This window comes from Pseudoxanthomonas composti (assembly GCF_004122095.1).
In the GTDB taxonomy this organism is placed as follows: domain Bacteria; phylum Pseudomonadota; class Gammaproteobacteria; order Xanthomonadales; family Xanthomonadaceae; genus Pseudoxanthomonas_A; species Pseudoxanthomonas_A composti.
Genome location: NZ_SAWZ01000004.1, coordinates 69,612 through 95,866, shown reverse-complemented (window position 1 = coordinate 95,866; position 26,255 = coordinate 69,612). Strand labels below are relative to the sequence as shown.

Below are 26,255 nucleotides of genomic sequence, written 5' to 3'. Positions count from 1 at the left end.
GAGGCCAGCAAGATTTATAACACGCTAACCGTGACGCCCGTCGCAAGAGCTCGCCATGCGCTAGCTCACGCCGCGCGCGCTGGCGCCTGGACGTGCAGCAGCTCGGCGATGCTGGCGGCCGCGTCGCGGCCTTCGGCCACGGCGGTGACCACCAGGTCGGCACCGCGGACGGCGTCGCCGCCGGCGAACAGCTTCGGGTGTGTGGTCTGGTAGGGCAGGCGGTCCCCGCCGCCGGCCACGATGCGACCGTTGGACTGGCCTTCCACGCCTACCGCCGACAGCCACTCCGGCAGGGTTGGGGAAAAGCCGAAGGCGATGATGACCACGTCCGCCTCCAGCAGCGATTCGCTGCCCTGGATGATCTCGGCGTTGCGGCGCCCACGGGCGTCCGGCTCGCCCAGGCGGGTCTCGGCCACGCGCACGCCCACTAGCTTGCCCTCGGCGTCGGCCTCGATGGACAGCGGCTGGCGGTTGAACAGGAAGCGCACGCCTTCCTCGCGCGCGTTGGCGACCTCGCGGGCGCTGCCAGGCATGTTGGCCTCGTCGCGGCGGTAGGCGCAGGTGACCTTGGCCGCGCCCAGGCGGATGGCGCTGCGCACGCAGTCCATGCCGGTGTCGCCGCCGCCCAGCACCACCACGCGCTTGCCGCCCAGGTCGGGCAGGGTGATCTTGTCTTCCCAGCCGGCGATCGGCCGGCCCCAGCCGTCGCCGCCGGTGACGATGCGCGCGTTCTGCACCAAGAAGGGCAGCGCCGGCAGCACGTTGTCCAGGTCCTGCCCAGGCAGGCCGCCGTCGGTATAGCGGTAGGCACCGGTGCCCACGAACACCGCGTCGAACTCCTCAAGCAGCGCCTGCAGCGTCACATCGCGGCCCACTTCCACGCCCAGGCGGAACTCCACGCCCATGCCTTCCAGCACCTGGCGGCGGGTGGCGATGACCGACTTGTCCAGCTTGAAGCTGGGGATGCCGAACTGCAGCAGGCCGCCGATCTGCTCATAACGGTCGAACACCACCGCCTGGATGCCGCTGCGCGCCAGCACGTCGGCACAGGACAGGCCGGCCGGGCCGGCGCCGATCACCGCCACGCGCTTGCCGGTGGGCTGCACGCTGGACAGGTCCGGGCGCCAGCCCTTGGCCAGGGCGGTGTCGACGATGTACTTCTCCACCGCGCCGATGGTCACCGCGCCGAACTCCTCCAGCGTGCAACTGCCCTCGCACAGGCGGTCCTGCGGGCACACACGCCCGCACACCTCCGGCAAGGGATTGGTGGTGTGGCACAGCGCGGCGGCTTCCTCGATGCGGTTCTCCTGCACCAGCTGCAGCCACTGCGGGATGGCGTTGTGCACCGGGCACTTCCAGCTGCAGTACGGGTTGCCGCAGTCCAGGCAGCGCCCGGCCTGGTACTGCGCGTCGGCCTTGTCGAACTTGCCGTACAGCTCGCCCCAGTCGCCGGAGGTGCGCAGCTCCACCGGGATGCGCTGCGGCATCTGGCGGGGCAATTCGAGGAACTGGAAGGCGTGCTTGCGGCTCATAGGGACTCGGTATGCGAAGAAGGACTTTTGAGCGAGGAACGAGTTAAGAGGAACGAGGAACGAGTGAAGGACGGACATGGCGAGCGGCAACAAGTGACGCAAGTGCCTTTACTCGTTCCTCGTTCCTCATCACTTACTCCTCGCCGTCACGCGGCGCGCCGTAGCGCATCGGTCAGCGACTCGATGCTGGCCGCCTTCGGCTTCACCAGCCAGAACTTGCCGATGTAGTCGCGGAACTCGTCCAGGATCTGCTGGGCCCAGATGCTGCCGGTGAGTTCCCGGTGGCGCTGGATCAGCATGTGGATGTGCTGGCGGTAGTTCTCGAAGCCTTCTGCGCTGATGCGATGGATGTCGATCAGCTCGTGGTTGTAGCGGTCCACGAAGTCGCGGTCCATGTCCAGCACGTAGGCCAGCCCGCCGGTGAAGCCGGCGCCGAAGTTCAGTCCGGTGCGGCCCAGCACCATCACCACGCCGTCGGTCATGTACTCGCAACAGTGGTCGCCGGCCCCTTCGATCACCGCCAGGGCGCCCGAGTTGCGCACGCCGAAGCGCTCGCCGGCCCGGCCGGCGGCGAACAGCTCGCCGCCGGTGGCGCCGTACAGGCAGGTGTTGCCGATGATGGCGGTGCTGCGGGCCTCGAAGCGCGCGCCGCGCGGCGGACGCACCACCAGGCGGCCACCGGCCATGCCCTTGCCGACGTAGTCGTTGGCCTCGCCTTCCAGCTCCATGTTCAGGCCGCCGGCGTTGAAGGCCCCGAAGCTCTGCCCGGCGGTGCCGCGGAAGCGCAGCTGCAGCGGCGCGTCGGCCATGCCGGTGTTGCCGTGCGTGCGGGCGATGGCGCCGGACAGGCGGGTGCCGATGGAGCGGTCGGTGTTGTGGATCAGGAAGCGGTGCTCGCCGCCGGCCTTGGTGCGGATCGGCTCGGCCAGCAGGCCGTCGAGCTGGGTGGCCAGACTGTCGGGCGATTCGTACAGGCGCTGGGCCGCGCAGCTGCTGCTGTCGTGCTGCGCCCCGGCCAGCAGGCGCGAAAGATCCACGCGCACGCCTTCGCGCGGCGCGGCCTGCACCTGCTCCAGCAGGTCGGTGCGGCCGACGATCTCATCCAGCGAGCGCACGCCCAGGTAGGACAGCCACTGGCGCACTTCCTCGCTGAGCAGGCGGAAGTAGTTCTCCACGCGCTCGGGCAGGCCGGTGAAGTACTCCGCGCGCAGGCGCTCGTCCTGGGTGGCAACGCCGGTGGCGCAGTTGTTGAGGTGGCAGATGCGCAGGTACTTGCAGCCCAGCACGATCATCGGGCCGGTGCCGAAGCCGAAGCTGTCCGCGCCCAGCAGCGCGGCCTTGACCACGTCCAGGCCGGTCTTCAGGCCGCCATCGGTCTGCAGCACGGTGCGGTCGCGCAGCTGGTTCTGCACCAGGGCGTGGTGGGCCTCGGCCACGCCCAGCTCCCACGGCACGCCGGCGTAGCGGATGGAGCTGATCGGCGAGGCGCCGGTGCCGCCGTCATGGCCGGAGATGGTGATCAGGTCGGCGCCGGCCTTGACCACGCCGGCGGCGATCGTGCCAACGCCGGCATGGCTGACCAGCTTGACCGAGACCAGCGCGGTCGGATTGACCTGCTTGAGGTCGTAGATCAGCTGGGCCAGGTCCTCGATCGAATAGATGTCGTGGTGCGGCGGCGGGCTGATCAGGCCGATGCCGGGCTTGGCATAGCGCAGGCGCGCGATCAGCTCGTTGACCTTGTGGCCGGGCAGCTGGCCGCCTTCGCCGGGCTTGGCGCCCTGGGCGACCTTGATCTGCAGAACCTCGGCGTTGACCAGGTACTCGGGGGTGACGCCGAAACGGCCGGAGGCCACCTGCTTGATCTTGGAGCGCTTCTCGGTGCCGTAGCGCGCCGGGTCCTCACCGCCTTCGCCGGAGTTGCTGCGCCCGCCCAGGCGGTTCATCGCGATGGCCAGCGCCTCGTGCGCCTCGGGCGAGAGCGCGCCCAAGCTGATGGCGGCGGTGTCGAACCGGCGCAACACGTCGCCGGCCTCGGCCACCTGGTCCATCGGCGTGGGCACCGGCGCCTTCTTCAACTGCAGCAGGTCGCGCAGCGTCGAGGCCGGGCGCTGGTTGACCACCTCGGCGTACTTGTTCCAATCGGCCATCTCGCCCGTGCGCGCGGCGCGCTGCAGGGTCATGACCACGTCCGGGTTGTACATGTGGTACTCGCCGCCGTGGACGTACTTCACCAGCCCGCCCACTTCCGGCTTGACCAGCTCGTTCCAGGCGCGGCGGGTCAGCTGCCGGGCCTCGGTATCCAGGCGCGCCAGGCCCACGCCGCCCACGCGCGAGGCGGTGTCGGGGAAACACAGCGCCACCACGTCATCGTCCAGGCCGACGATCTCGAACAGCTGCGCGGCGCGGTAGCTGGCGATGGTGGCAATGCCCATCTTGGAGATGATCTTGGACAGGCCTTTGTAGATGCCCTTGCGGTACTTGCGGCCGATCTGCGCGACTTCGCCGCCCTTCTTCAGCTGCAGGATGCCGCGACGGCCCAGGTCGAACAGGGTCTGGTAGGCCAGGTAGGGATACACCGCCGTGGCGCCGAAGCCGATCAGGCAGGCCATGTGGTGCGGATCGCGCGCCGTGCCGGTCTCGATGATCAGGTTGACGTCGCAGCGCAGGCCCACCCGCGAGAGGTGGTGATGCACCGCGCCGGTGGCCAGCAGCGCATGCACCATCGGCCGGTCGGCGACCGGATAGCGGTCGGACAGCAGCAGCATGACGATGCCGTCGCGCGCGGCGGCCTCGGCCTGCGCGCAGATGCGCTCGATCCCGGCCTTGAGGCCTTCCTCCACCGAGTAGGACAGGTCGATCAGGCGGTTGCGGCTAACGTACTGGTCCATCTTCAGCAACTGGCGCAGCTTGCGCTGGCTGAGCACCGGCGAGTTGAGGATGACGTGGTTCACCGTCTCCGGGCCGGCGTGGAAGATGTTGGTCTCCTTGCCGAGCTGGGTGGACAGGGACATGACGCAGTCTTCGCGCAGCGGATCGATCGGCGGGTTGGTGACCTGCGCGAAGGCCTGGCGGAAGTAGTCGTACAGCGGACGCGTCTGCGCGCTGAGCACGGCCATGGGCGTGTCATCGCCCATCGAGCCGGTGGCTTCCTGCTCGGTCTCGGCCAGCGGGCGCAGGATCTGCTCCACTTCCTCGGTGCTAAGCTGGAACAGCTTGTGGTAGCTGCGCAGGGTCTTCTCGTCGAAGGGCTCCTCCACCAGCGAAGGGTCGATCAACTCGGTCTGCAGGTAGGTCACGCCCGAGTGCAGCCACTGCTTGTACGGCGCACGCGCGCGGTTGATGCGGTCGATGCCGTCGGAGTCGAGCAGGTCGCCGCGCTTTAGGTCGATGGCCATCATCTCGCCCGGGCCCAGCTTGCCCTTGCGGGTGATGCGCTCGGCCGGCAGTTCCCACACGCCGGCTTCGGAGGCGACCAGGAAATGGCGGTCGGAGGTCAGCATCCAGCGCGCCGGGCGCAGGCCGTTGCGGTCGAGCATGCAGGCCGCATAGCGGCCATCGCAGGCGACGATGCCGGCTGGGCCGTCCCACGGCTCGGTGTTCAGGCCGTAGAACTCGTAGAAGGCGGCCAGGTCCGAATCCTTGAACTCCAGCGACTGCGTCGCTGGCGGCACCAGGATGCGCAGCGCCTGCAGCAGGTCCATGCCGCCGGCGATTAGCAGCTCCAGCATGTTGTCCAGGCTCTGCGAATCCGAGCCGTGCATGGAGATCACCGGGTCGAGTTCGGCGATGTCGAACCTGGGGGTCTTCCACACCTTGCTGCGCGCCTGCGCCCAGCGGCGGTTGCCCTCGATGGTGTTGATCTCGCCGTTGTGGGCGAGCATGCGGAACGGATGCGCCAGCGGCCAGCGCGGCAGGGTGTTGGTGGAAAAGCGCTGGTGGAAGACAATCGCGCTGGAGGTCAGGTCGCTGCGCTGCAGGTCCTGGAAGAAGGTGGACAGCTTGTCCGGCAGCACCATGCCCTTGTAGCCGATGGCATGCGGGGACAGCGTCACCACGTAGAAGTCCGGCGACACCGCGCGCAGGGCCTGCTCGGCGCGGCGGCGGGCCAGGAACAGCGCCAGGGTGAAGGCGGCATCGTCCTGGGCCTGGCCGGCCTCGACGAAGAGCTGCTCGATCACCGGCAGCGTGTCCTTGGCCAGCTGGCCGCACACGCGCGCGTCGGTCGGCGGCGTGCGCCAGCCCTTGGGCGCGGCGCCGGCCTTGACCAGCTGCTGCTCCAGCTCGGCGCGGCATTGCGCGGCCAGGTCCGCATCGTGCGGCAGGAACACCAGCCCGGCGGCAAAGCGCGCGCCGACCTCGATGCCGGCCTCGCGCGCCAGCGCGCGCAGGAACGGCTCGGGTTTGCGGATCAGCAGGCCGCAGCCGTCGCCCGTCAGGCCGTCGGCGGCCACGCCACCGCGGTGGGTCATGCGCGAGAGCGCGGCAATGGCGGTGTCGACCAGGGAACGCGAGGGCTGGTCATCCAGCTGCGCGACCATGCCGAAGCCGCATGCATCGCGTTCGTCGTTGGGGTCGTACAGCCCTTGGCGAGTGCGGGGGGCCATGGGAGCTACCTTGTGAACTTGAGAGACGACGATGCCGCACCTGCCGAAGCGGCGCTCACGTAAGCATCACCGGTGCTGGGATCAGACCACAGTTATTGCGGTGTCGCAACACGCGTGGCGCAAGGGTTTCGACGGTTTCAGGGGCAACCGCCAAACCGGTGTTTGAAGGCGTTTCGGCTGCAACCGAAACGCAAAGAAACCGTGGCGACTCAGCCGCAGCGCACGGCGCTGACCACGCCCTTTTCGTCCACTTCCGCATTCAGGCGATCGGCGCGGAATTCCATGGTGACCACCTGCCCCGGTTTGAGCATGCGCACGGTGCTGGCGCCGGCATCCTTCTGCGCCTGCTGCAGGTCGGCGTCGGCCGGGGCCTTGCCGACCAGCCACTGCGCCTGCACGTCGTCGCAGGCGCCGGCGTCGGTGGGCGGCGCGGCGGTGGCGGTTTCGCCTTCACTGGCCGGCCTTGCGGCATCCTCGGCACGCTGTTCCGAGGCGGCCGCGGCCTGCTCCTGTTCGTCCGGCGGCGGCGTGCTGCAGGCGGCCAGGGCGAGCGTGAGCAGGGCGGTCGGCAGGAGGCGTTGCAGCATGCGGGATCCGGTCGTCGATGGCGCGGGTGTGAAGGAAGCATGGAGGAACATGCATTCGACTTGCGTTAAACGCAATCCCCGCGCATGGATTGACGCCTGCTTCATCGGGGCCGAGGACATGCTGGCGCCATGGCAAGCGCATCCGACGACAACGACATCGCCCCCAGCTTGGCCGCGCGCGCGGCGCTGGAAGCCGGGCTGATCTATGTGTGCGACACCGACCCGGGTATCCGCCGGCGCCGCCACGGGCGCGGCTTCGGCTACTGCCTGCCCAGCGGCGAGGCGGTGCGCGATGCCGCCACGCTGGCGCGTATCCGCGCGCTGGCCATCCCGCCTGCCTACACCGACGTGTGGATCTGCAAGCACGTCAAGGGCCACCTGCAGGCCACCGGGCGCGATGCGCGCAAGCGCAAGCAGTACCGCTACCACGCCGAATGGGAAAGCGTGCGCGGTGATGGCAAGTACGACCGCGTGGTGGAGTTCGGACGGCTGCTGCCGCGGCTGCGCCGGCGCATGCGCAAGGACCTGGCGCTGCGCGGCTTCCCGCGCGAGAAGGTGCTGGCGATCGTGGTGGCGGTGATGGCCGAGACCCTGGTGCGCGTGGGCAATGCCAGTTATGCGCGCGACAACCGCTCCTTCGGTCTGACCACGCTGCGCAACCGGCACGTGGCCTTCGCGCGGGACCGGGTGCGCCTGAAGTTCCGCGGCAAGGGCGGGCTGGAGCACGACATCGGCATCGACGACAAGCGCCTGGTCAAGCTGATCCGCGCGGTGCAGCAGCTGCCCGGACAGTCCCTGTTCCAGTACCACGACGACGACGGCACCCTGCAGCCGGTGGACTCCGGGGCGGTCAACGCCTACCTGCGCGAGGCGATGGGCGAGGACTTCACCGCCAAGGACTTCCGCACCTGGGGCGGCACCCTGGCGGCGTTCCACCGGCTGGCGCAGACGCCCCTGCCGGAGCCTGCCAGCGAGCGGGCGCTGGTGCGCGCGCAGAACGAGGTCATCCGCGATGTCGCCAAGGCGCTGGGCAACACCATGGCGGTGTGCCGCAAGGCCTACATCGACCCGGCGGTGTTCAGCGGCTGGCGCGATGGCAGCCTGCAGCGCGCCACGGCCAACGTCCGCGGCGAGCGCCAGTGGGAACAGGCGGCGCTGAAGTTCCTGGCGCGTCGGCACCGCATGGTGGCCAGGCAGCGCTGAGGTGCGCGCTTCGCTCGGCTTAAAAGCACCTCGAGCAGTTTGCTTCCAACCCTAAGTCGGGAGGGCAACTGCCCGTTGCAATGTGGGAGCGGCTTCAACCGCGAAGGAGCCTTCCCGGTAAAGCCCCTTCGCGGCTGAAGCCGCTCCCATAGGTGCTCTCACAAGTGCTTTCGGGGGCTATCAAAGATTCTCTTCAGTCGCAGCGGTCGGCGAGGCGCGACGCGACCGAGGCGCTGAGGCCCGATGCAGGGGCCGACCGCATCGCGCACTCAGCGCGCGATGCGGGTGATGCGGCGATCAGACCGACTGCGCGCAGCGGATGTCGCCGATGCGATTCTGCTCGCCGATCTGCACCATCACGGTATCGCCGCCGCTTTCGGCGGCATCCAGCGGGCCATCGGTCTCCAGCAGCTTCAGGCTGTCGCTGTCTACGCGGATGCGCTCCAGGGTGGGCTGCGAGGCGGACAGGCCGACCGCGCCGCGCACCATGTCCACATGGCAGGTGCCGGAAATCGTGCCGTCCAGCGGCTGGAACGCCAGCGGCGCCGAGGCGCAGGAAGACAGCGCCAGCACGCCGGCGACGGGCAGCAGCACACGGAACAGGGACAGGCGCATGGGCGATCTCACGGCATGAAGGGAGAGCGGCAGCTTCGGCGCTTTCATGTGGTGATCACATGAAGGGCCGGGCGCGGTGGTCGGTCAGCCGCAGCTGCTGCTGATGATGCGGTTGTCCACGCTCACGCGCAGGTTCAGGCGCGCCGGATTGATCGAGGCATCGGCGACATGGTCATCGCGCATCACCCGCGCATGCGCGGCGCGGCTGTCGTGCAGGGCCTGGTCGATCAGTTCCTGGGAGGCCACCTGCCCGGTCAGCGCCAGGCGCTCCAGCGGCTTGGCATCGCACTGCGGCCGGGCCGGCGCCTGCACGGGGAACACCATGCGCACCTGCGCGACCTCGCTGGTCTTGGAGCCGGTGGCGCAGCCGGCCAGGGCGGCGAGGGAGAACAGACAGCAGGGAAGAACGGCAACGCGCATCGCGCACTCCTTTGCGAGGGGAAGAATCCAGCCGGATTTCTACCACAGGAACCGGCCGCTGCCGATGACCGAGGCGCCGGCCCGGGCGGCCGCCGGGAGGGCCGGACCGTCGAGGCCGGAACGCGGGACCGGCGACGAGCCGACGAACGGGACTTCCGGCCTATTGACTACATTTGTCGTCACTCATACCTTGACGACAAATGTAGTCACGGAGCGCGGGACATGCGACGCAAGAGTATTGGAGATCAGGAACTGGCACTGCTGCAGTACGTGGGCGAGCGCGGCGACGCCTCGGTCGGCGAGGTCGCGGCCGACTTCGGCGAGGCCCGCGGACTGGCACGCTCGACCGTGCTGACCATGATGGAGCGCCTGCGCGGCAAGGCTTACCTGCGCCGGGAGCAGGTCGATGGCGTGTACCGCTACGCCACCACCGCCGCCCAGGACGAGGTGGTCAGCAGCGCGGTCGGCAGCTTCGTTGAAAGGACCCTGCAGGGCTCGGTGTCGCCCTTCGTGGCCTGGATGTCCCAGCGCGCCGAGGTCAGCGACGACGAGCTGGCCGAGCTGGAAGCCCTGGTGGCCAAGCTGCAGTCCCAGCGCAGGGAGGGCTGAGCCATGGAAGCCTTCGCCCTGGAATTGCTGACCCGACTGGCCACCACCAGCATGCAGACCGCCCTGCTGGTGGCCCTGGTCTGGGCGCTGTGCCGCGCGCTGCCGCGCCTGCCCGCTTCCACCCAGTGCTGGTTGTGGTGGACGGTGGCGCTGCAGGCGGTGGTCGGCCTGGTGCTGGAGCCCCTGGAGCTGGCCTGGCTGCCCGCCGCGCCGGTCGCCCAGGCGGTGGCCCCGACCTCGATCCAGGTCGCGGTCGCAGCCACGCCGCTGGTGCTGCCGCCGGTATCCGCGCCACGGTGGACGCTCCCGGCCTGGCAGACCCTGGTGCTGGCGCTGTGGCTGGCCGGCGTTGCGGTCATGGCCTTGCGCACCTTCGTGGCCTGGCGCGCCAGCCGCGCGGTGCTGCGCGCCTCGCGTCCCTGCCAGGACGCCGCACTGGCAGGCGCACTGCGCCTGGCGTCGGAGGCCCATGGTCTGCCGAACGCGCCGGGCCTGCGCTTGTCCGCCCAGATCACCTCGCCACAGTTGGTCGGGGTGCTGCGGCCGGTGCTGCTGCTCCCGGCGCGCGAAGCCGCACGCATCGGCGATGACGACCTGGACATGGCGCTGACCCACGAACTGCTCCACCTGCGTCGCCGCGACCTGTGGTGGGGCCTGCTGCCAGCCCTGGCCCAGCATGTGGCCTTCTTCCACCCGCTGCTGCACTACGCCGTGCGCGAGTACGGCGTGGCCCGCGAGGCGGCGGTCGATGCCGCGGTCGTGGCCGGCAACCGCCACTGCCGTGGCGACTACGGGCGCCTGCTGGTGCGTCTGGGCGTAGCCCCGCGGCCCGGTGCCGGGCTGGCCAGCGCCTCACCTTCCTATCTGAGCCTCAAACGGAGACTGCTCATGCTGCAGAACACGCACACCTTCCCGCGCATCGGCGCGGTCCTGATCCTGGCCGGCGTCGCCGTGGCCGGCGTCGTCCCGCTGCGCTTGGTGGCGGCAGCGCCCGCCCAGGCCACTCCGGCTGCGGAGGCCAAACCCGCCGCTGCGCCACGCCCGGCCGCCGCGCCCAGGCCGGCGGGGGCCGCCGACGCGCCCGAGGCCGCCGGCGACATGCCTGCACCGCCGGCCTTGCCGGCCACACCGGCGCGGCCGGCCAAGAAGGCCGGCAGCTTCCCGCCGCCGCCGCCCGCCCCGCCGGCGCCTCCGGCCCCGCCCAAGCCACCGGCGCCCGCGCCGGGCATCAAGAGCCAGACCAGGATCAATGTGACTGGCAATGGAAGCGGGGACGGCTATGTCCTGCTGCAGGGCGATGAAAGCGTGATGGTCGGCTCGATGGCCGATCTGCGCCGGGCCCAGCAGCTGGATGACGGCAAGGGCGTGTTGCTGGTGCGGCGCGATGGCAGCCGCTATGTGATCCGCGACGCCGCCACCCTGGCACGCGTCAAGGCCCTGTACGCCGAGACCACGCGGATCGGCAAGGCGCAGGGCGATCTTGGCGAGCGCCAGGGCGACCTTGGCGAACAGCAGGGCCGCATCGGCGAGCGCATGGGCGAGATGGGTGCGCGCATCGGCGAGATGGCCGCACGCGAGGCGGAACTGGCCGCGCACCAGGCTGATCTGGCCGTGGCCGGACTGGACGACCAGGTCACCAAGAAGGCCATGGAAGACGCACGCCGGGCGACCGAGAAAGTCCGCGCGGAGATGGACAGCCCGGCCATGCGCGCGCAGATCGAGGCACTGGCCAAACAGCAGGCGCTGCTGGGCCAGCAGCAGGCCAAGCTGGGCGCGCAGCAGGCCGCGGCCAGCGAGCGTGCGCAACGTGAGGCCAACGCGCTGATCAAGCAAGCCATCCAGAGCGGGCTGGCCCAACGCATCGACGGTTGAGCAAGGGCGGCATCGCCGCGCATCATCGTTCCAGGCAGAACGGCGGAACGCGGAATGGATGCAGCGGTGCGGGTGTTGGTCCTGGGCGGCTATGGGCACTTCGGTGCACGCATCGTGCGTGCACTGAGCGATGGGCCGGGTATCCACGTGATCGCGGCCGGGCGCCACCCGGACATGGCCAGGACGGTTCTGTCCCCGCAGGTCCTGGCACGCATCATCTGCGCCCGCGTGGACACTCGGGCACAGGATCTGGCGGCACAACTGCGTGCCACCGGCGCGCAGCTGGTGGTGCACACCGCCGGGCCTTTCCAGGGCCAGGGCTATGAGGTCGCCCACGCCTGCCTGCAGGCGGGCATGCATTACATCGACCTGGCCGATGGTCGCGACTTCGTCCGCGATTTCCCCGCACGGCTCGATGCCGCCGCGCGGGCGGCCGGACGCAGTGCCATCACCGGCGCGAGCACCTTGCCCGCACTGTCCAGTGCCGTGGTCGACGCGCTCAGGCCACAGTTCACCGAATTGCACGAGATCGCCACGGTGATCGCCCCGGCGCAGGCCACGCCGCTGGGCATGGCCACGGTGCGCGCGGTGCTGTCCTATTGCGGGCAGCCGTTCCAGTGCTGGCGCGATGGCCGCTGGCAGCCCACCCGCGGCTGGGCCGATCCGCAGCCGGTGCGCTTCGCGCGGCTGGCGCCACGGCTGGCCTCGCCCTGCGATGTGCCCGACCACGACCTGCTGGTGCAGCGCTATCCGGGGGCGCGCAGCGTGCAGTTCCGTGCCGCGCTGGAGCTGCCGTTCCTGCAGCGCTGCCTTGCCGTCATCGCGAGCCTTCGCGCCGGCGGCGTGCCGCTGCCGATGGCCGCACTGGCGCGGGTGTTCGCCCGCGCGGGGCGCTGGTTCGACCGCTTCGGCACCGACCGCGGCGGCATGCTGGTGGAACTGCGCGGCCTGCGCGATGGCAGCGACCAGGCGCTGCGCTGGGAGCTGACCGCGCCGATGCTGCACGGCCCGGAGATTCCGTGTTTCGCGGCGGTGCTGCTGGCGCGCCGCTTCGCGCGCGGTGAGGCCTTGCCCACCGGCGCGCATGCCTGCGTCGGTCTGATCGGCCTGGCCGAGTTCGAAGCCGAATTCGCGGCCTGGCGTATCCAGACCTCGGTCAGCGCTGTCTGACAAGCAGCGGTCCATCGCGCGACAGGCCCGTCATTGGCAGACCGGCCGGGTGCTGCCTTCACACCGCGACGCGGTGCACACCCGGCCCATGACCCGCCGAAGTCGGGGATTCAGAACGTCACGTAGACCGTCATGCGCAGGTTGCGACCCGGCTCGCTGTAACGGCCGATGCCTTCATCGGTGGCATAGCCGTACAGGTAGAAATCGCCGCGGGTCACGTTGCGGATCCGCGCCCACTGGGAATAGCGCGTATCGAAGAGGTTGTAGACCCCGGCGTTGAGGCGCACGCGTGCGTTGATGCGGTAGCTGCCGAACAGATCGAACACGGTGTAGGCATCGCTCAGGAACGGCTCGGGCGTACTGCCGAAGACGTCGTCGGCCACGGCCACGTCCGAACGCTTCTTGGCCAGCGAATGGCTCAGGTTGCCGGTGATGCGCACGCGGTCGTCCAGGCCCTGCCAGCTCAGCCCCAGGACGCCGCGGTCGGGGTTGATGGCGTTCAGCGGCGTTCCATCGTCCAGCTCGCCGTGGTTGTGGGTCCAGGCGCCGCGCAGCAGCCAGCGCTCGTCCAGGCGCCACAGGCCTTCCAGTTCCACGCCCTTGATGATGGCCTGGCCGACGTTGACCGTGGAGGTAACGCTGTAGCCATTGCGCACGGTGCACGCGCCACGGCTGCAGCTGCGGTACTGGGTGCCGGCGTCAACGGTGGTGGCCAGGGTGTCGATGAAGTCGTCGTAGCGGTCGCGGAACACCGACACGCCCAACAGCACCTTGGGCGTCTCCCAGCGCCAGCCCAGTTCCAGGTTCAGGCTCTTCTCCGCGTCCAGGTCGGGATTGGCGGCGAGGGTGGGCACCGAGACGGTCTGCCCGGTCCCCACCACGGTCAGTTCGGCGGTGCTGGTGGGGGCATACATCTCGCCGGTGGTCGGCGCGCGGAAGCCGCGCCCGGCCTGGAACCACACGGTGTGCTCTGGCAGGAAGGCATAGCTGATGCCGGCCTGCCAGGTCGGCGCGGAGAAGCTGACCTGGCGGACCGTGCCGGTGGGATCGACGAAGCTGGCGTCCAGGCGCGGCGAATAGCGGTAGTGGTCGTAGCGCGCGCCCAGGGTGAGCTGCAGCCTGTCCTGGTCCAGGCCGATGCGGTCGCGCAGGAACAGGTTCCAGTTGTCCGCGTCGGTACTGGGCACCTGGGAGGGGTCGACCGTGGCCGTGTCCAGTGCGCCCACGTTGTTCCAGCGGTAATCGATGGCGGAGAAATCGACCTGGCGTCGCTGCCAGGCCGCCCCGTAGGCCAGGCGGTGCTGGGCGATGCCGCTCTGGAGCTGCTTGTCCAGGTCCAGGGCCACCCGGTCCAGGGTCTGTTCGGTGTCGCGGTCCTCCGCGCGCCAGCAGGTGGCGGCGAGCGTGCAACGGCTGCTATTGGCCGTCGCGGGCGTGGAGGACATGCCCGAGCCGGTCACGATGCGCGTGGTGCCGCGGCTTTCGGTGTCCTGGCGGTCGGCCTGCAGCTCCAGCGTGTCGAACGCGGCGCCATGGGCGGTCCACAGGTAGCGCAGGCCGTAGCGGTCGCGATCGTTGTGGTCATCGCCCCAGCGCTCGATGTAGCCCGGCGCGCTGACACGCGACAGGTTCTCCACCAGGTTCTCCACGCGGTTGCGCTCGTAGACCACGCCCAGGCGATGCGCATCGCCCAGCACGACGTCGATCTTGCTCAGCACATTGGTGCTGTCGTGATCGATCGGGTCGGGCGTGCGACGCGCGCTGCCGGTTCGCACCGCGGTGGTGTCGTACCAGCCATCGGCCTGATGTCCCTGGCGCCGCGTGTAGATGAGCATCGACTCGACCAGGCCGGTGCGGTTAGCCAAGCTCACCGAGCCCAGCGCCTGGTCGTTGTAGCCGGTGTAGCCGGCCTTGAAGCCGAGATGGGTGTCATTGCCCTGAGGCTTGAGGTAGTCGTACGGATCCTTGGTGGTGAACACCACCGCACCGCCCAGGGCGCCGCTGCCGGCGCTGATGGAATCTGCGCCCTTGATGATCTCCACGCGCTTGAGCGAATCCACATCCACGCCGCCGCGGCCGGCGCGGAAGAATTCGTAGCTGCGCGCGGTCTCCAGGCCTTCGGCCATGGACAGGCCATCGATGGTCATGGCCACGCGGTCGCCTTCGATGCCGCGGATGTTGAAGCCGTTTTCGCCGAAGCGCCCCATGTCGGCAATGCTCACGCCCGGTACGTAGCGGACGATGTCCTCCATGCTCTCGGCTTGTTCCTGCTGCAGCTGCGCCGCGTCCATCTGGACCACGTTCTGGTTGGCCGAACGCTGCTTGTCGCGCATGGCCCGCACCGCGATGGTGTCCAGGGTCTGCGGGGCGTCGGACTCGGCCGGTGTGATGGCCAGGGCGGGCACGGCGATGCACGAGGCGATGGCCATCGCCAGCACGCATGGGGGTCGTTTCATGGGATTACTCCACAGTCAGAAGGAAAGTTGCGCCTTGCGGCGGTTCCGGCTGCGGCGCGAGCGGGCGCGGGACGTGGCGGTAGCGGGAAGGGGTTGCCCATGGCGTTGCCATGGGCGCAGGGATCGACACTGAGGAAGGGGCGCGACGCACGCTTGCGTCGCGCGCCGCCAGCTGGATCCGGCCTGGTGAGGACCGCCCTGCCTCAGGGCATTGCCGTGTTGCTAGGGCATTGCGGTGGTGCCGGCCGCAGGCGCTGGCCGTGGCTCGCGCGGTGGCGCCGGCAATGCGGCATCGGCCGGATCCACCACGTCGTCATGGTTGCGATCGACCCGATCGAACGTGCGCTTGCCAGAGACCTGGTATTCCTCGAAGGTCATGCGGCCGTCGTGGTCGGTATCCAGCACGCCGAAGCGCACGCGGGCCTGGCGACCATCGTCCACGGGCAGACCCGCCAGGTGCGCATCCAGGCGCGCCTTGAACTCGTCGCCGTACTCTCGTGCCGACAGCGCGCCGTCGCCATCGAGGTCGCCGCGCGTGAACTGCGCGTGCCGCACCCGGTCGAACTCGGCCCGGTCGACCAGGCCATCCTGATCGGTGTCGTAGACCTCCAGGAAGCCCTCGGCGCTGTGGCTGCTGGGCATGGCGCGGCGATTGCCGCGCGCGGCGCGCTCCCGCGCGGGGAATGCGCCGGTGTTGTCCAATGCGGCCAGCGCGCGCTGCCCATCCGCCCAGGACCGCTCGCCGCTGGTGTCGAACTCGCCCCGGCTGATCCTGCCATCGCCGTCGCTGTCCACCGCCTTGAACCGAAGCTCGGTCTGCTCCAGTTCGCGCTGCCGCTGCTGCGCCTGATGCTGGCCGGTGCGTGCGACGAACTCGGCCACGTACTCGGCTTCATCCAGCACGCCGTCGCCATTGGCGTCGGTGGCATCAAAGCGCGCACGACGGAAGGTGTCGAACTCCTTCCAGGGCACGCGTCCATCGCCGTTGTCGTCGTGCTGGGCGATGAAACGTTCGACATCCTCCCCGTGTCCGCCGACCAGGGGACGGGGAGGCTCGGGGCGCTGGGCATTGCACCGCACCGGAGAAAGCAGCGCGCACAGGCACGCGCCTGCCAGCAGGCGGGTCTTCATGGGAGGCTCCGTTGTGGGGAAGATCAGGGGTCCAGCACGCGGAACGTCAGCGTGTAGGTGTTGCTGTACTCGGCCACCGGCGCACCGGCCGGTGCCGGCGTGCGGCGCCGGACCAGCGCCACCCAGGTGCCAGCGCGCTCGAGCGCAAGCGCAACACGGCCCTGGGCGTCGCTGGTCAGCACCACGACCTCGGGCTTGCGGTCGGAGCTCCATACCGCTTCGGTGATTTCCACACGCTGGCCAGCCAGCGGCTTGCCGTCGTCATGCACGGAAAACGCGAATGTCTCGCCCACGTACAGGTCGTTGGGATGTGTGGACACCACCAGCTCCAGGCCTTGCCTACGTGCAGCCAGCACCCGGCGGTCCGGCGTGTCGACGGTGACATAGGCCTCGGCCCGGGTCAGCGCCTGGAAGTTGGACAGCACCTTGGCACCGGCGGGAATGGGCGTGGCTGGATCACGGCTGGTGACCTGCTTGCCGTCCATCTCCCATGTCCGGAAGGTCGCCCCGCGGCGCAGCCCACTGTCCAGGCGATAGGTGCCTTCGAGCCTGGGCAAGGTGTGTTCGGCCGCCACCCGGGTCTTCAGGGTCACCACCCGCTGTAGCGGTGCGAGTTCGCCGTCGGGCGAGGTGATGGAAAGCGCGGCGTGGTCGAAGGCGGCCTCGGGCACGAAGAACACTTCGGCGAAGGCGGCATCGACCGCGATGGTCTGGCCGGGCTGCGGCGAGAAGGTAGTGGGTGCGAGATAGGGCGTATGCGCGGTGGCGCGCGTAGCGCCGAGGCAGAACAGCAGGGCCAGCAGGCCTGCGAACGTCTTCATGTGGAATCCCCGGAAGCGATGATGTTCGTCGCTAGCGGGAGGACCCGGTGCTGGCTGTGGCGCAGTCTATCGCAAACGCCGCCGGTTCAGCTACGAGGTCCGCGTATCGGCACGGAAGAAGTTGCTTTGCGATCGATGGACTCAGGCGAAGCCGGGTTGCACCCACAGCAGGGCCCGCAGACCGCGTGGTCCCTTGTGTGCGCCACGCACGGGCGTCAGGGCGACTGTTCCAGCGCCAGCACCTCGCGCTCCTCGGCCTCGGCCTGCACCAGGCGCTGGAACAGCTGGGCCAGCGTCACCACGTCCTGGTGGTTGTGCTCGGCCACGCGGCGCAGGTTGCGCGCGCTGCCGCCGCGCAGGTAGGACAGCCAGGCGGCCGGCGCTTCCGAGCCGGGCAGGTCGTCCTCGCGCACGATCCGCAGCAGCTGCCGCTCGATGGTCGCCAGCCTGCAGTTCTCCCAGGTGCCGCGATAGCGCCGACGCGTGGGAAACAGCAGGTCCACGTGATCCAGCGCGGACAGCGGCTCGGCCATGCGTGCCAGGCGGAAGCGGGTCTTGAGCAGCGGCGCGTCGTAGCAGCGGCCGTTGTAGCTGGACAGCACCGTGCGCGGCGACAGCCAGGCGTTGAATTCGCGCAGCATCGCGCCTTCGGCGGCCATGGTGGACATCATCAGTTGGCGCACGCGCAGCCCCTGGCGGCCGGTGCCGTCCACGTGCCAGTCCGCCGCGCCGATCATGAAGGCGCGCGTGCCGGTGCCGCCGGCCAGGCCGGTGGTCTCGGTGTCGAAGAACAGCAGGTCGCGCGGTGCGACGGCCTCCTCATGGCGCCTGGCGAAGGCCAGGGACAGCGTTTGCGCGGGGATGGACTGCGGCAGGAAGGCTTCGATCAGGTGCAGACCCGGGCACAGCTCGCGCCCGGGCAGGTCGCGGTCCAGCGAGGCCGGCTTGCGTGCCGGCGTCGAGGTGGCGCCCGGCTTGCGTTCCCGCGTGGCGATCAGGCGCCGCAGCGCGTCCACGCTCTGCGGCTGCAGGCGTGGGCGCGCGCTTTCATTGGCCGCCGGCGTGGCCGGTGCGTCCATCCAGTCCAGGATCGAGCGCTCGCGTGTGGCGCCAGCGCGCGTGCCGCTCTTGGCCGCAACTCCATCGCCCGCACGCAAACGTGTCCTTGCTTCGGCCTGGCGTGTCACGGGCGCAGGCACGGGCTGCGCGTGTTCGGCCGATGGCGACACCAGCGCTTCGGGTGCTGTGGCCGGAGGCGTGCAGGGCGGGGAAGAGGTTCTGTCGATCAAGCCTAGGTTCGACGGCAGTGCATCGGGCGTGGACACGAGCGGTTCCTGCGTTTGCCGCAGCGTCGTATCGCCGGCCTGCCTGCGCAGCGCCCTCAGCCGATCCGCGCTGATGCTCATGCGCAAGCCACGCCAGGTTGCGGCAGCCGATGCACTCCTGGCGCCGGATGCATCCACCGCACCAGCGCCAGCAGGCGCATGCGGGGCCGGAGCGCGCGATGTGGGAGCCGATTCATCGGCGAAGTGGCTTGCCCATCGACACCATCGTTCCGCGCGGCCATCCGCCACCGCGCACAGTCATCGACCGGCATGTCCGCGCTTTTGCAGACCCAGGGCGCGAGCGGCAGGCGCAAGCACGACATCCTCACGCCAACAGATCCAGCGCGGCACGATCCGCATCCAGCGCATCGACGTGCATGTCCTGACTGGCCGGATGCCAGGCCTGGTCGTGGACCGAGGACAGCAGGGCCAGCACCCGCAGCGCCAAGGCCTTGGGCGAATCGCCTTGCCCCTGCTCGTGCGCGGCCAGCACCGGCCCGACGCAGCCTGGACAACCGGCCTGGCAGTCGCAGCCGTGCACCAGCTCGCCCGCGCGCTGCACCAGCTCGGCCTGGCGCTGCCACAGCGGCTCGCTCAGGCCCACGCCGCCGGGGAAGTTGTCGTAGAGATACACCGTGGGGACGAAGGCCTGTTCCAGCACCGCGCCTTCCGGGCCTTCCACGCCGCGCAGCTGCCCGCGCCCGCTCTGGTCGGCCATGGCGAACCAGGCGCCATCGCCATTGCCCACGGCCTTCTGCAGGTCGCGGGCATCGGCCATCACCGCCACGGTGGCGACCACGTGCAAGGCATAGGCCGCGCCAAGGAAACCATCCAGTGCGTCCTGCTTGCTGGCGAAGGCCTTGCCCAGCGTGGCCTGCGGCAGTTGCCACCACACCGCGGTGGTGTGCAGCTCCTGGTCGGGCAGGTTGACGGGCCCGTAGCCGATGTTCTCGTGGGTGTAGTAGCGGATCTTCTTGTAGCCGCTCACGCGGCGCACCACGTGCACCTCGCCATGGTGGGAATCGCCGCGGCCGGCCGCATCGCCGTCGAAGCGTTCCAGCACCTTGAGCTTGGTGTAGTCGATGCTGTCGGTGTAGTAGTCCACGTGGGTGCGGGTGACATAGGCCTTGCGGCCTTCCCAGTCCAGCCGCTCCACCTGGTAGGGCGTGGACTGCACCATGTGGATCGCGCCTTCGTACAGCGTCAGCGCGGCGGCCGAATAATCCACCTCGGCGATGATGGTCTGCTTGCCGTCGCTCTTGTCCACCACCACGAAGTTGCCGTCGGCCACCGAGCGCAGGCTGACCGCATTGGCCGGGTAGCTGTCGGCGATCCACTCCCAGCGCTCGCCCTCCTGGTGCACCACCTCGCTCTCGGCCAGCGCTTCCAGGTACACCAGCGGGTCGACCGGGCCGAACGGCTCGCCGGCGTTGAACGGCAGCTCGAAGGCCGCGCAGCGGATGTGGTCGAACAGGATCAGCGGCTGGTCCGGCGCGGTGCGCGCGTGCTCGGGCGAGGCATCGGCGAAGAAGTCCGGATGCCGCACCACGTATTGGTCCAGCGGTTGCGAGCTGGCCACCAGCACGCCCAGCGCAGGTTGCTGGCGGCGCCCGGCGCGGCCGAAACGCTGCCAGGTCGCGGCCACGCTGCCGGGATAGCCGTTGAGCACCACCACGTCCAGCGCGCCGATGTCCACGCCCAGCTCCAGCGCCGAGGTGCTGACGATGCCGTCGATATTGCCCGCGCGCATGGCCCGCTCCACCTCGCGGCGTTCGGTCGGCAGGTAGCCGCCGCGGTAGGCGCGGATGCGGGGCGGCTTGCGCGGGTCGTGGTCGAAGATGTCCTTCAGGTACTTGGTCAGCACCTCCACCATCAACCGGCTCTGCGCGAACACCAGCGTCTTCAGGCCCGACTTGATGGCGATGCGCGCGATGCGGTTGGCCTGCGAACGTGCCGAGGCGCGCAGGCCCAGGTCCTTGTTGACCACCGGTGGGTTCCACAGCAGCACGTGCTTGTCGCCGGTGGGCGCGCCCGATTCGGTGATGGCCTGCACGCGGTCCTCGATCAGCGCTTCGGCATGCGCCTGCGGGTTGCCGATGGTGGCCGAGCACAGGATGAACTGCGGGTTGGCGCCATAGAAGGCGCAGATGCGCTTCAAGCGCCGCAGCACGTTGGTGACATGGCTGCCGAACACACCGCGGTAAGTATGGACCTCGTCGATCACCACATAGCGCAGGTTCTCGAAGAACTGCGCCCACTTGGTGTGATGCGGCAGGATCGCCTGGTGCAGCATGTCCGGGTTGCTCACCACGATGTCCCCGTGCAGGCGGATCGCCTGGCGCGCATCGCCCGGGGTGTCGCCATCGAAGGTGAAGGCTTTCACTCCCAGCTCGCCGGCGCGGTTGAGTTCCAGCAGCTCGGCCACCTGGTCCTGCGCCAGCGCCTTGGTCGGGAACAGGTACAGCGCCTTGGCCCTGGAGGTCATCGCCGCGCTGACCACCGGCAGGGTGTAGCACAGCGACTTGCCGCTGGCGGTGGGGGTGACGATGGCCACGTGCTCGCCGCGCTGGCACGCCGCCCAGGCCTGCGCCTGGTGGCTGTAGAGCTGCTCGATGCCGCGCGCCTTCAGCGCCTGCGCCAGGGCCGGCGGCACATCCTCGGGGATCGGTGCGTAGCGGCCCTCGCGCCCGGGCAGGGTGAAGCTGCCGGTGATGCGGTCGGCGTAGCGGCGCTCCAGGCGCTCGGTCAGCAGCGCGCCGTCGCGGCTGGGCAGGCCGGCGGTGGTGGCCAGGGCGCGCTCGCTGGCTTCGGTGCGGGGGGCAAGGGAGAACGTCATGCGCGGCGCGTGCGGGGCAGGGCGGGGCAGGAGAACACCTTGGCGTCTCAGCCTGTGCGACACGCGCCCCGCCGACCTTCGCTCCGCCTGCACCGGCGACCCCGCTATCGTGCGCGCCATCCCACTGGACGACCCCCCCCTGATGCATCCATCCACCGCCGCCGGCCCCCTGTCCCTGCGCACGTTCGCCGCGCGCGTGCTGGTCGTCCTGGCGCTGGGTGCGCTGGCGCTGCTGGCCTGGAAGCTGTCCGAACTGCTGCTGATCGTGTTCGGCGCGGTGGTGGTGGCGGTGTTGCTGCATGGCCTGACCATGCTGCTGCGGCGCTGGCTGCCGGTGCCCGAGTGGGCCGCGCTGGGTCTGGTGATCGTCCTGCTGGTGCTGCTGCTGGCCGCGGTGGTGGCGCTGTTCGGCGCCGAGGTCGCCGGCCAGATCGATGCCTTCCGCACCACCCTGCCGGCGGCCTGGAACAAGTTCCACGCCTGGCTGCAGACCAGCCCGCTGGGGCCGCAGCTGGAGCAGATCCCCGACCAGCTGCGCCAGGGCGCCTCCTCGCTGGCCACCCACGCCGGCACCATCCTGCTCTCCGCCGGTGGCGGCATCACCGACGCGGTGCTGATGATGGTCGGTGGGATCTACCTGGCCGCCCAGCCGCAGCTGTACCGGCGCGGCCTGCTGCGGCTGCTGCCGCTGGACCGCCGCGTGCTGGCCGACAACGCCCTGACCGCCAGCGGCCAGGCGCTGCGCGCGTGGCTGGGCGGCCAGATGCTGGCCATGGCCGTGGTCGGCCTGCTGACCGGGCTGGGCCTGTGGCTGCTCGGCGTGCCGGTGGCGCTGGGCATCGGCCTGCTGACCGCGCTGCTGGATTTCGTGCCCATCGTTGGCCCCATCCTGGCAGCCATTCCGGCGATCCTGCTGGCGTTCACCGTGAGCCCGGAGACGGCGCTGGGTGCGTTGATCCTGTTCGTGGTGCTGCAGCAGCTGGAAGGCCATGTGCTGCAGCCGCTGATCCAGGCGCGCGCGGTGGACCTGCCGCCCGCGCTGCTGCTGTTCTCGCTGTTCGGCATCGGCGTGCTGTTCGGGCCGCTGGGCGTGGTGCTGGCCGCGCCGATGACGGTGGTGGCGTACGTGCTGGTCAAGCAGCTCTATGTGCGCCACGCGCTGGGCGATGCGGATGGAGCTGCCGAGGTGCCATGAGCCCTGCCGAGGGGTGTCGAGGCAGCCGGTGCGCGTAGATTCGGGATTCGGGATTCGGGATTGGCAGAGGCTGGCGACACCAGGCGCGTGCGGTCTCGCGCCGTGTCCGGTTCCGCCCGCCCGGGCCGGGGACTGCGATCGATGCGCCTGCGCGCAACGAAAAACAAACCAAGGCAGGTGAGCGCGTCGCTAGGCTCGCAACTGCATCGCTGCCCGCGCACCGTGGGCGCGCGGGACCGCAAGGAGCGTCACCGTGATCAGGACCGTCGTTTCGCACAGCGCCGCCGTTGCAGTCGCCCTGACCCGCGCACCCAGCAGATGCACGCGCGGCAAGTCGCAGGTGACCGCTTGCTCCCCGAGCCGCGGGCCGTTCCCGAAACCGACGGGGAGATGCCGCGCTTGTCGAGGACACGTCGTCGCGTGATCGGGGTGCGCACCCGCACGCGTCGGCGATGTGCGCGCTGGCTTGTGCTGGTGGCATGGCCGCCGATGCTGTCGGCGCAAGCTCAACAGTCCACGAAGGAGCCGGCGCCAGCGCCGCCAATCTCGGCCGAGCCAACCACGCTGGACACGGTGCGGGCGTTGCGCCCCGAAGAGGAAGTGCTGGATCTGGACGCCTTCCAGAATCCCATCACGCTGGAGCGCAACCGCTTCGACCAGGCCTACGACACCGGCATCAGCCCTGAGCAGATGGCGCTGGATCCCCGCTACAACGGCTACGTCAACTACGGCATCAATCAGGGCCTGCGACGCACCTGGGAGGGCATCAAGCAGGTCACCCACATGCGACCCGAGCAGACGCCGGCCATCGCCCGTCCACCGCCGGCGCTGGATGAGGGGCAGGCAAGACGAGCGCTCGGGGCCTGGGAAGGCGACGAACCTGCTGCCAGGACCGAACCCTGACCGCTGTGGTGCGGAAATGCGGGCATGGCCGCCATGCGGTGGCAGTCACGGCTTCTGGATGACGCGCTGCGTCCAGGGTCAGAACAAACGCGCAGGGGTGCGCACGTCGCTCGCACACCCAAGACCAAACATCGCGGACGAGGCTGCACGGCGCGCCGCTATGACTCCGCCACTTCACGCAGCAAGGCGATGAACGCCCGCAGCGGCGGCGGCACCTGGCGCCAGCTGGCGTAGTACAGGCACAGGCCCGGGTCGGCGGGCGACCAGTCCTCCAGCAGCAGGACCAGGCGGCCCTGGTCCAGGGCGGCGCGCGCGAAAGGCTCGGGGACATAGGCGATGCCCAGGCCCTGAATGGCGGCATCGACCATCAGGTCGCTGTTGTCCAGCAGCAGGGTGCCTGGCACGTCGATGGCGACCTCGCGCCGGCCCTTGGCGAACTCCCAGCGATAGTGCTTGCCGCTGGGCAGGCGCTGGCGGATACAGCGGTGTTCCTTCAATGCCTCGGGCGTGGCCGGGCGACCGTGGGCCGCGACATAGTCGGGCGCGGCCACGGCGATGAAACGCAGCGCGCCGCCGAAGGGCACGGACACCATGTCCTTCGGGACCGCTTCGGCCAGGCGCACGCCGGCATCGAAGCCTTCGGCCACGATATCCACCAACCGGCCCTCGCTGACCAAGTCCAGCGACACGCGCGGATGGCGCTGCAGGAAGGCCGGCACCATGTGCTGCAGCAGCCAGCGTGCCGCGCCGGTACTGGCGTTGATGCGCAGGGTGCCGACGACCTCGTCCGCGCCATGGCTGACGGCGTCCAGCAGGGTGTCCAGCTGATGCAGCAGCGGCGTCAGGCCCTGCAGCAGCTGCTCGCCCGATTCGGTGGGCGCCACGCTGCGCGTGGTCCGGTGCAGCAGACGCACGCCCAGGCGCTGCTCCAGCCCGCGCAGGGCGTGACTGAGCGAGGACCGCGACACGCCAAGATTGTCGGCAGCGCGCTGAAAGCTGCGGTGGCGGGCCACGGCGGCAAAGGCTTTCAGATCGGAGAGGGTGACCTCGGCCATTGGTGTGGAATCCTCACCAGCTCATTCGCATTGGTGAGGCTTATCATACGCACCGGCCGCGCCTACCTTGGTTGCAACGCAACGAAGGAGCTCATGCATGAAGACCTGGCTGATCACTGGCGCGTCCTCCGGCCTGGGGCTGGAGATGACCCGTATCCTGCTGGCACGCGGCGACCGCGTGGTGGCCTGCGCGCGGCGCGTGGCGCCGTTGGCCGAACTGCAGGCGCGGCATGGCGAGCGCCTGCGCGTGGCGCAGTTCGACCTGACCGACACGGCCGCGCTGCGACGCGAGGTGGATGCGGCCTTCGCTGCGTTCGCGCGCATCGACGTGGTGGTCAGCAATGCGGGCTACGGGCTGTTCGGTGCGGCCGAAGAGGTCAGCGATGCGCAGATCGAGCGCCAGCTTTCCACCAACTTGACCGCCTCCATCCAGCTGGTGCGCGCGGTGCTGCCACACCTGCGCGCGCAGGGCGGGGGGCGCCTGCTGCAGGTGTCCTCGGAAGGCGGGCAGGCGGCCTATCCCAACTTCAGCCTGTACCACGCCAGCAAGTGGGGGATCGAAGGCTTCCTGGAGGCGGTGGCGCAGGAAGTGGCGCCGTTCGGGATCGAGGTGCTGATCGCCGAGCCCGGCCCGACCGAAACTGGCTTTGGCACCGGACTGGACCAGGCCCCGCCGATGGCGGTCTACGACGACACGCCGGCCGGGCAGGTCAGGCGCGGGATCGCCGATGGCAGCTTCGCCATCAAGGGCGCCGCGGTGCGCACCGCCGCGGCGATGATCCAGGCCGCCGATGCCGACACGATGCCGCGCCGACTGGCCCTGGGCAGCACCGCCTTCGACAACATCCAGCGCGTGCTGCAGGCGCGTCTGGAAGAACTGCAGTCGCAGCGCGCGGTGGCCTACGCGGCGGACAAGGTCTGAGCTTGGTCCATGGGGCGCGTGCCCTCAATGCGATGACACGTAGCCGCCGGCCGCCTGTTTGGGCGGCACCGCGAAGTGCGAGCGCATGCGCTGCACCTCGCGCGCCGGGGTCAGGCCGAACAGGCGCTTGAACTCGCGATTGAACTGCGAGGGGCTTTCATAGCCCACGGCATGGCAGGCCGCCGCAGCGGTCATGCCTTCGCGCACCATCAGCAGCCGCGCCTGATGCAGGCGGATGGATTTGAGGTACTGCATGGGCGAGGCGCAGGTGACCGCCTTGAAGTGCGTGTGGAACGAGGGCGCGCTCATGCCGGCCTCCTGCGCGAGCCGCGCCACGGTCAGCGGCTGCGTGTAGGCCGCATGCAGCAACTGCAGCGCCTTGCCGATGCGGCCGAAGTGGCCCTGCATGGCCAGCGCCGCGCGCAGGGTGTGGCCCTGCGGTCCGGTGAGGACACGGTAGTACAGCTCGCGCAGCAGCTGTGGACCCAGCACGGCCGCGTCCATGGGCGCAGCCAGCGCCAGCAGCAGCCGCTGCACCGCGTGATGCAGCGGCGGATCGATCGGGCTGGACATCATGCTCTGCGGCGCGCTGGTGCGTGGCGGGCCGCCGTGGCGCTCGATCTGCAGCATCAGCTCGGCCGCCAATGGGAAATCCAGGTGCAGGTACAGCGCCAGCAGCGGCGCCTGCGCGCTGGCATCGGTTTCCATGGTGAACGGAACCGGCATCGAGACGGCCAGGTACTGGTGCGCATCGTAGACGTAGGTGCGCTGGCCGAAATAGCCGCGCTTGCGGCCCTGGCACACGATGACGATGCCAGGGTCGTACAGCACCGGGGTGCGCGCCAACGGGCGGTCCGAACGCAGCAGGCGCACGCCCTCCAGCGCGGTGAGCGTATAGCCCTGGCCAGGTGCCAGGGCCTGGACCAGCGGTGCCAGCGGCAGCAGGCCAGCATGCGCGGTATCCGATGGCAGAGGCTGGATCATAGGAACGGGCAAGGA

The 26,255-nt window shown here is 69.8% G+C and carries 18 protein-coding genes and 1 pseudogene; 7 read left to right on the top strand and 12 right to left on the bottom strand.

The features are described from left to right. Positions 1 to 65: 65 nt before the first annotated feature. The 3 genes from EPA99_RS08845 to EPA99_RS08835 all read right to left on the bottom strand — a co-directional run bounded on the left by EPA99_RS08845 (position 66) and on the right by EPA99_RS08835 (position 6,723). The gene (locus tag EPA99_RS08845; RefSeq protein ID WP_129470859.1) at positions 66 to 1,532 is read right to left on the bottom strand and encodes an FAD-dependent oxidoreductase; all 1,467 of its coding nucleotides are present in this window, start codon (positions 1,530 to 1,532) and stop codon (positions 66 to 68) included. A gap of 146 nt (positions 1,533 to 1,678) precedes the next feature. Further along, a complete protein-coding gene (gene gltB, locus EPA99_RS08840; protein ID WP_129470858.1) occupies positions 1,679 to 6,136 on the bottom strand; it encodes a glutamate synthase large subunit in 4,458 nt (1,485 codons plus the stop codon). Between the two features lie 209 nt (positions 6,137 to 6,345). Further along, on the bottom strand, positions 6,346 to 6,723 hold the full coding sequence (locus tag EPA99_RS08835) for an I78 family peptidase inhibitor (protein ID WP_129470857.1): 378 nt from the start codon (positions 6,721 to 6,723) through the stop codon (positions 6,346 to 6,348). Positions 6,724 to 6,852: 129 nt separating this feature from the next. Between EPA99_RS08835 and EPA99_RS08830 the strand changes: the two genes are divergently transcribed. Continuing rightward, a complete protein-coding gene (locus tag EPA99_RS08830) occupies positions 6,853 to 7,926 on the top strand; it encodes a DNA topoisomerase IB (RefSeq protein ID WP_129470856.1) in 1,074 nt (357 codons plus the stop codon). A gap of 297 nt (positions 7,927 to 8,223) precedes the next feature. Here the strand turns inward: EPA99_RS08830 and EPA99_RS08825 are convergent, their stop codons facing one another. Beyond that, entirely contained in the window at positions 8,224 to 8,529 is a 306-nt protein-coding gene (locus tag EPA99_RS08825; protein ID WP_129471108.1) for a hypothetical protein, read from the bottom strand. Positions 8,530 to 8,625: 96 nt separating this feature from the next. Continuing rightward, positions 8,626 to 8,961: a hypothetical protein gene (locus EPA99_RS08820; RefSeq protein WP_129470855.1), complete on the bottom strand. Its 336-nt coding sequence runs from the start codon at positions 8,959 to 8,961 to the stop codon at positions 8,626 to 8,628. A gap of 222 nt (positions 8,962 to 9,183) precedes the next feature. Between EPA99_RS08820 and EPA99_RS08815 the strand changes: the two genes are divergently transcribed. From EPA99_RS08815 to EPA99_RS18940, 3 genes are read left to right on the top strand one after another with little or no spacing between them, the layout of a single operon-like run. Continuing rightward, a complete protein-coding gene (locus tag EPA99_RS08815; RefSeq protein ID WP_129470854.1) occupies positions 9,184 to 9,570 on the top strand; it encodes a BlaI/MecI/CopY family transcriptional regulator in 387 nt (128 codons plus the stop codon). A gap of 3 nt (positions 9,571 to 9,573) precedes the next feature. Next, the gene (locus tag EPA99_RS18945) at positions 9,574 to 11,442 is read left to right on the top strand and encodes a M56 family metallopeptidase (protein WP_241688335.1); all 1,869 of its coding nucleotides are present in this window, start codon (positions 9,574 to 9,576) and stop codon (positions 11,440 to 11,442) included. Positions 11,443 to 11,496: 54 nt separating this feature from the next. After that, positions 11,497 to 12,612, top strand: a complete 1,116-nt coding sequence (locus EPA99_RS18940) for a saccharopine dehydrogenase family protein (RefSeq protein WP_241688334.1) — start codon at positions 11,497 to 11,499, stop codon at positions 12,610 to 12,612. 110 nt (positions 12,613 to 12,722) lie between these two features. On the opposite strand, the gene EPA99_RS08805 is transcribed toward EPA99_RS18940, so the two are convergent. From EPA99_RS08805 to EPA99_RS08785, 5 genes and pseudogenes are all read right to left on the bottom strand, one after another. Continuing rightward, on the bottom strand, positions 12,723 to 15,068 hold the full coding sequence (locus tag EPA99_RS08805) for a TonB-dependent hemoglobin/transferrin/lactoferrin family receptor (RefSeq protein WP_129470853.1): 2,346 nt from the start codon (positions 15,066 to 15,068) through the stop codon (positions 12,723 to 12,725). A gap of 222 nt (positions 15,069 to 15,290) precedes the next feature. Then, on the bottom strand, positions 15,291 to 16,199 hold the full coding sequence (locus EPA99_RS08800; RefSeq protein ID WP_129470852.1) for an EF-hand domain-containing protein: 909 nt from the start codon (positions 16,197 to 16,199) through the stop codon (positions 15,291 to 15,293). 23 nt (positions 16,200 to 16,222) lie between these two features. Then, positions 16,223 to 17,020, bottom strand: a complete 798-nt coding sequence (locus EPA99_RS08795) for a DUF4198 domain-containing protein (RefSeq protein WP_129470851.1) — start codon at positions 17,018 to 17,020, stop codon at positions 16,223 to 16,225. Between the two features lie 215 nt (positions 17,021 to 17,235). Then, positions 17,236 to 18,495 (bottom strand): annotated as a pseudogene (locus EPA99_RS08790) (ribonuclease H-like domain-containing protein); the annotation flags it as partial. Between the two features lie 175 nt (positions 18,496 to 18,670). Beyond that, complete coding sequence (locus EPA99_RS08785; protein ID WP_241688333.1) at positions 18,671 to 21,181, bottom strand: DEAD/DEAH box helicase; 2,511 nt, start codon at positions 21,179 to 21,181, stop codon at positions 18,671 to 18,673. A 208-nt stretch (positions 21,182 to 21,389) separates the two neighbouring features. Between EPA99_RS08785 and EPA99_RS08780 the strand changes: the two genes are divergently transcribed. Further along, the gene (locus EPA99_RS08780; protein ID WP_129471107.1) at positions 21,390 to 22,376 is read left to right on the top strand and encodes an AI-2E family transporter; all 987 of its coding nucleotides are present in this window, start codon (positions 21,390 to 21,392) and stop codon (positions 22,374 to 22,376) included. Between the two features lie 141 nt (positions 22,377 to 22,517). Continuing rightward, positions 22,518 to 23,279, top strand: a complete 762-nt coding sequence (locus EPA99_RS08775) for a hypothetical protein (protein ID WP_129470849.1) — start codon at positions 22,518 to 22,520, stop codon at positions 23,277 to 23,279. A gap of 158 nt (positions 23,280 to 23,437) precedes the next feature. On the opposite strand, the gene EPA99_RS08770 is transcribed toward EPA99_RS08775, so the two are convergent. Next, a complete protein-coding gene (locus EPA99_RS08770) occupies positions 23,438 to 24,334 on the bottom strand; it encodes a LysR family transcriptional regulator (protein WP_129470848.1) in 897 nt (298 codons plus the stop codon). 97 nt (positions 24,335 to 24,431) lie between these two features. Between EPA99_RS08770 and EPA99_RS08765 the strand changes: the two genes are divergently transcribed. After that, positions 24,432 to 25,256, top strand: coding sequence for an SDR family oxidoreductase (locus tag EPA99_RS08765; RefSeq protein ID WP_129470847.1), 825 nt, complete (start codon positions 24,432 to 24,434; stop codon positions 25,254 to 25,256). Between the two features lie 24 nt (positions 25,257 to 25,280). On the opposite strand, the gene EPA99_RS08760 is transcribed toward EPA99_RS08765, so the two are convergent. Further along, complete coding sequence (locus EPA99_RS08760) at positions 25,281 to 26,240, bottom strand: AraC family transcriptional regulator (RefSeq protein ID WP_129470846.1); 960 nt, start codon at positions 26,238 to 26,240, stop codon at positions 25,281 to 25,283. Positions 26,241 to 26,255 lie beyond the last annotated feature (15 nt).

Excerpts from the sequence above, each read along its gene's own strand:
- EPA99_RS08760 (WP_129470846.1), bottom strand. The coding sequence starts at position 26,240 with ATGATCCAGCCTCTGCCATCGGATACCGCGCATGCTGGCCTGCTGCCG.
- EPA99_RS08795 (WP_129470851.1), bottom strand. The coding sequence starts at position 17,020 with ATGAAGACGTTCGCAGGCCTGCTGGCCCTGCTGTTCTGCCTCGGCGCT.
- EPA99_RS08815 (WP_129470854.1), top strand. The coding sequence starts at position 9,184 with ATGCGACGCAAGAGTATTGGAGATCAGGAACTGGCACTGCTGCAGTAC.
- EPA99_RS08775 (WP_129470849.1), top strand. The coding sequence starts at position 22,518 with ATGCGCCTGCGCGCAACGAAAAACAAACCAAGGCAGGTGAGCGCGTCG.
- EPA99_RS08800 (WP_129470852.1), bottom strand. The coding sequence starts at position 16,199 with ATGAAGACCCGCCTGCTGGCAGGCGCGTGCCTGTGCGCGCTGCTTTCT.
- EPA99_RS08765 (WP_129470847.1), top strand. The coding sequence starts at position 24,432 with ATGAAGACCTGGCTGATCACTGGCGCGTCCTCCGGCCTGGGGCTGGAG.
- EPA99_RS08785 (WP_241688333.1), bottom strand. The coding sequence starts at position 21,181 with ATGACGTTCTCCCTTGCCCCCCGCACCGAAGCCAGCGAGCGCGCCCTG.
- EPA99_RS18945 (WP_241688335.1), top strand. The coding sequence starts at position 9,574 with ATGGAAGCCTTCGCCCTGGAATTGCTGACCCGACTGGCCACCACCAGC.
- EPA99_RS08835 (WP_129470857.1), bottom strand. The coding sequence starts at position 6,723 with ATGCTGCAACGCCTCCTGCCGACCGCCCTGCTCACGCTCGCCCTGGCC.
- EPA99_RS08805 (WP_129470853.1), bottom strand. The coding sequence starts at position 15,068 with ATGAAACGACCCCCATGCGTGCTGGCGATGGCCATCGCCTCGTGCATC.
- EPA99_RS08820 (WP_129470855.1), bottom strand. The coding sequence starts at position 8,961 with ATGCGCGTTGCCGTTCTTCCCTGCTGTCTGTTCTCCCTCGCCGCCCTG.
- gltB (WP_129470858.1), bottom strand. The coding sequence starts at position 6,136 with ATGGCCCCCCGCACTCGCCAAGGGCTGTACGACCCCAACGACGAACGC.
- EPA99_RS08845 (WP_129470859.1), bottom strand. The coding sequence starts at position 1,532 with ATGAGCCGCAAGCACGCCTTCCAGTTCCTCGAATTGCCCCGCCAGATG.
- EPA99_RS08770 (WP_129470848.1), bottom strand. The coding sequence starts at position 24,334 with ATGGCCGAGGTCACCCTCTCCGATCTGAAAGCCTTTGCCGCCGTGGCC.
- EPA99_RS08830 (WP_129470856.1), top strand. The coding sequence starts at position 6,853 with ATGGCAAGCGCATCCGACGACAACGACATCGCCCCCAGCTTGGCCGCG.
- EPA99_RS18940 (WP_241688334.1), top strand. The coding sequence starts at position 11,497 with ATGGATGCAGCGGTGCGGGTGTTGGTCCTGGGCGGCTATGGGCACTTC.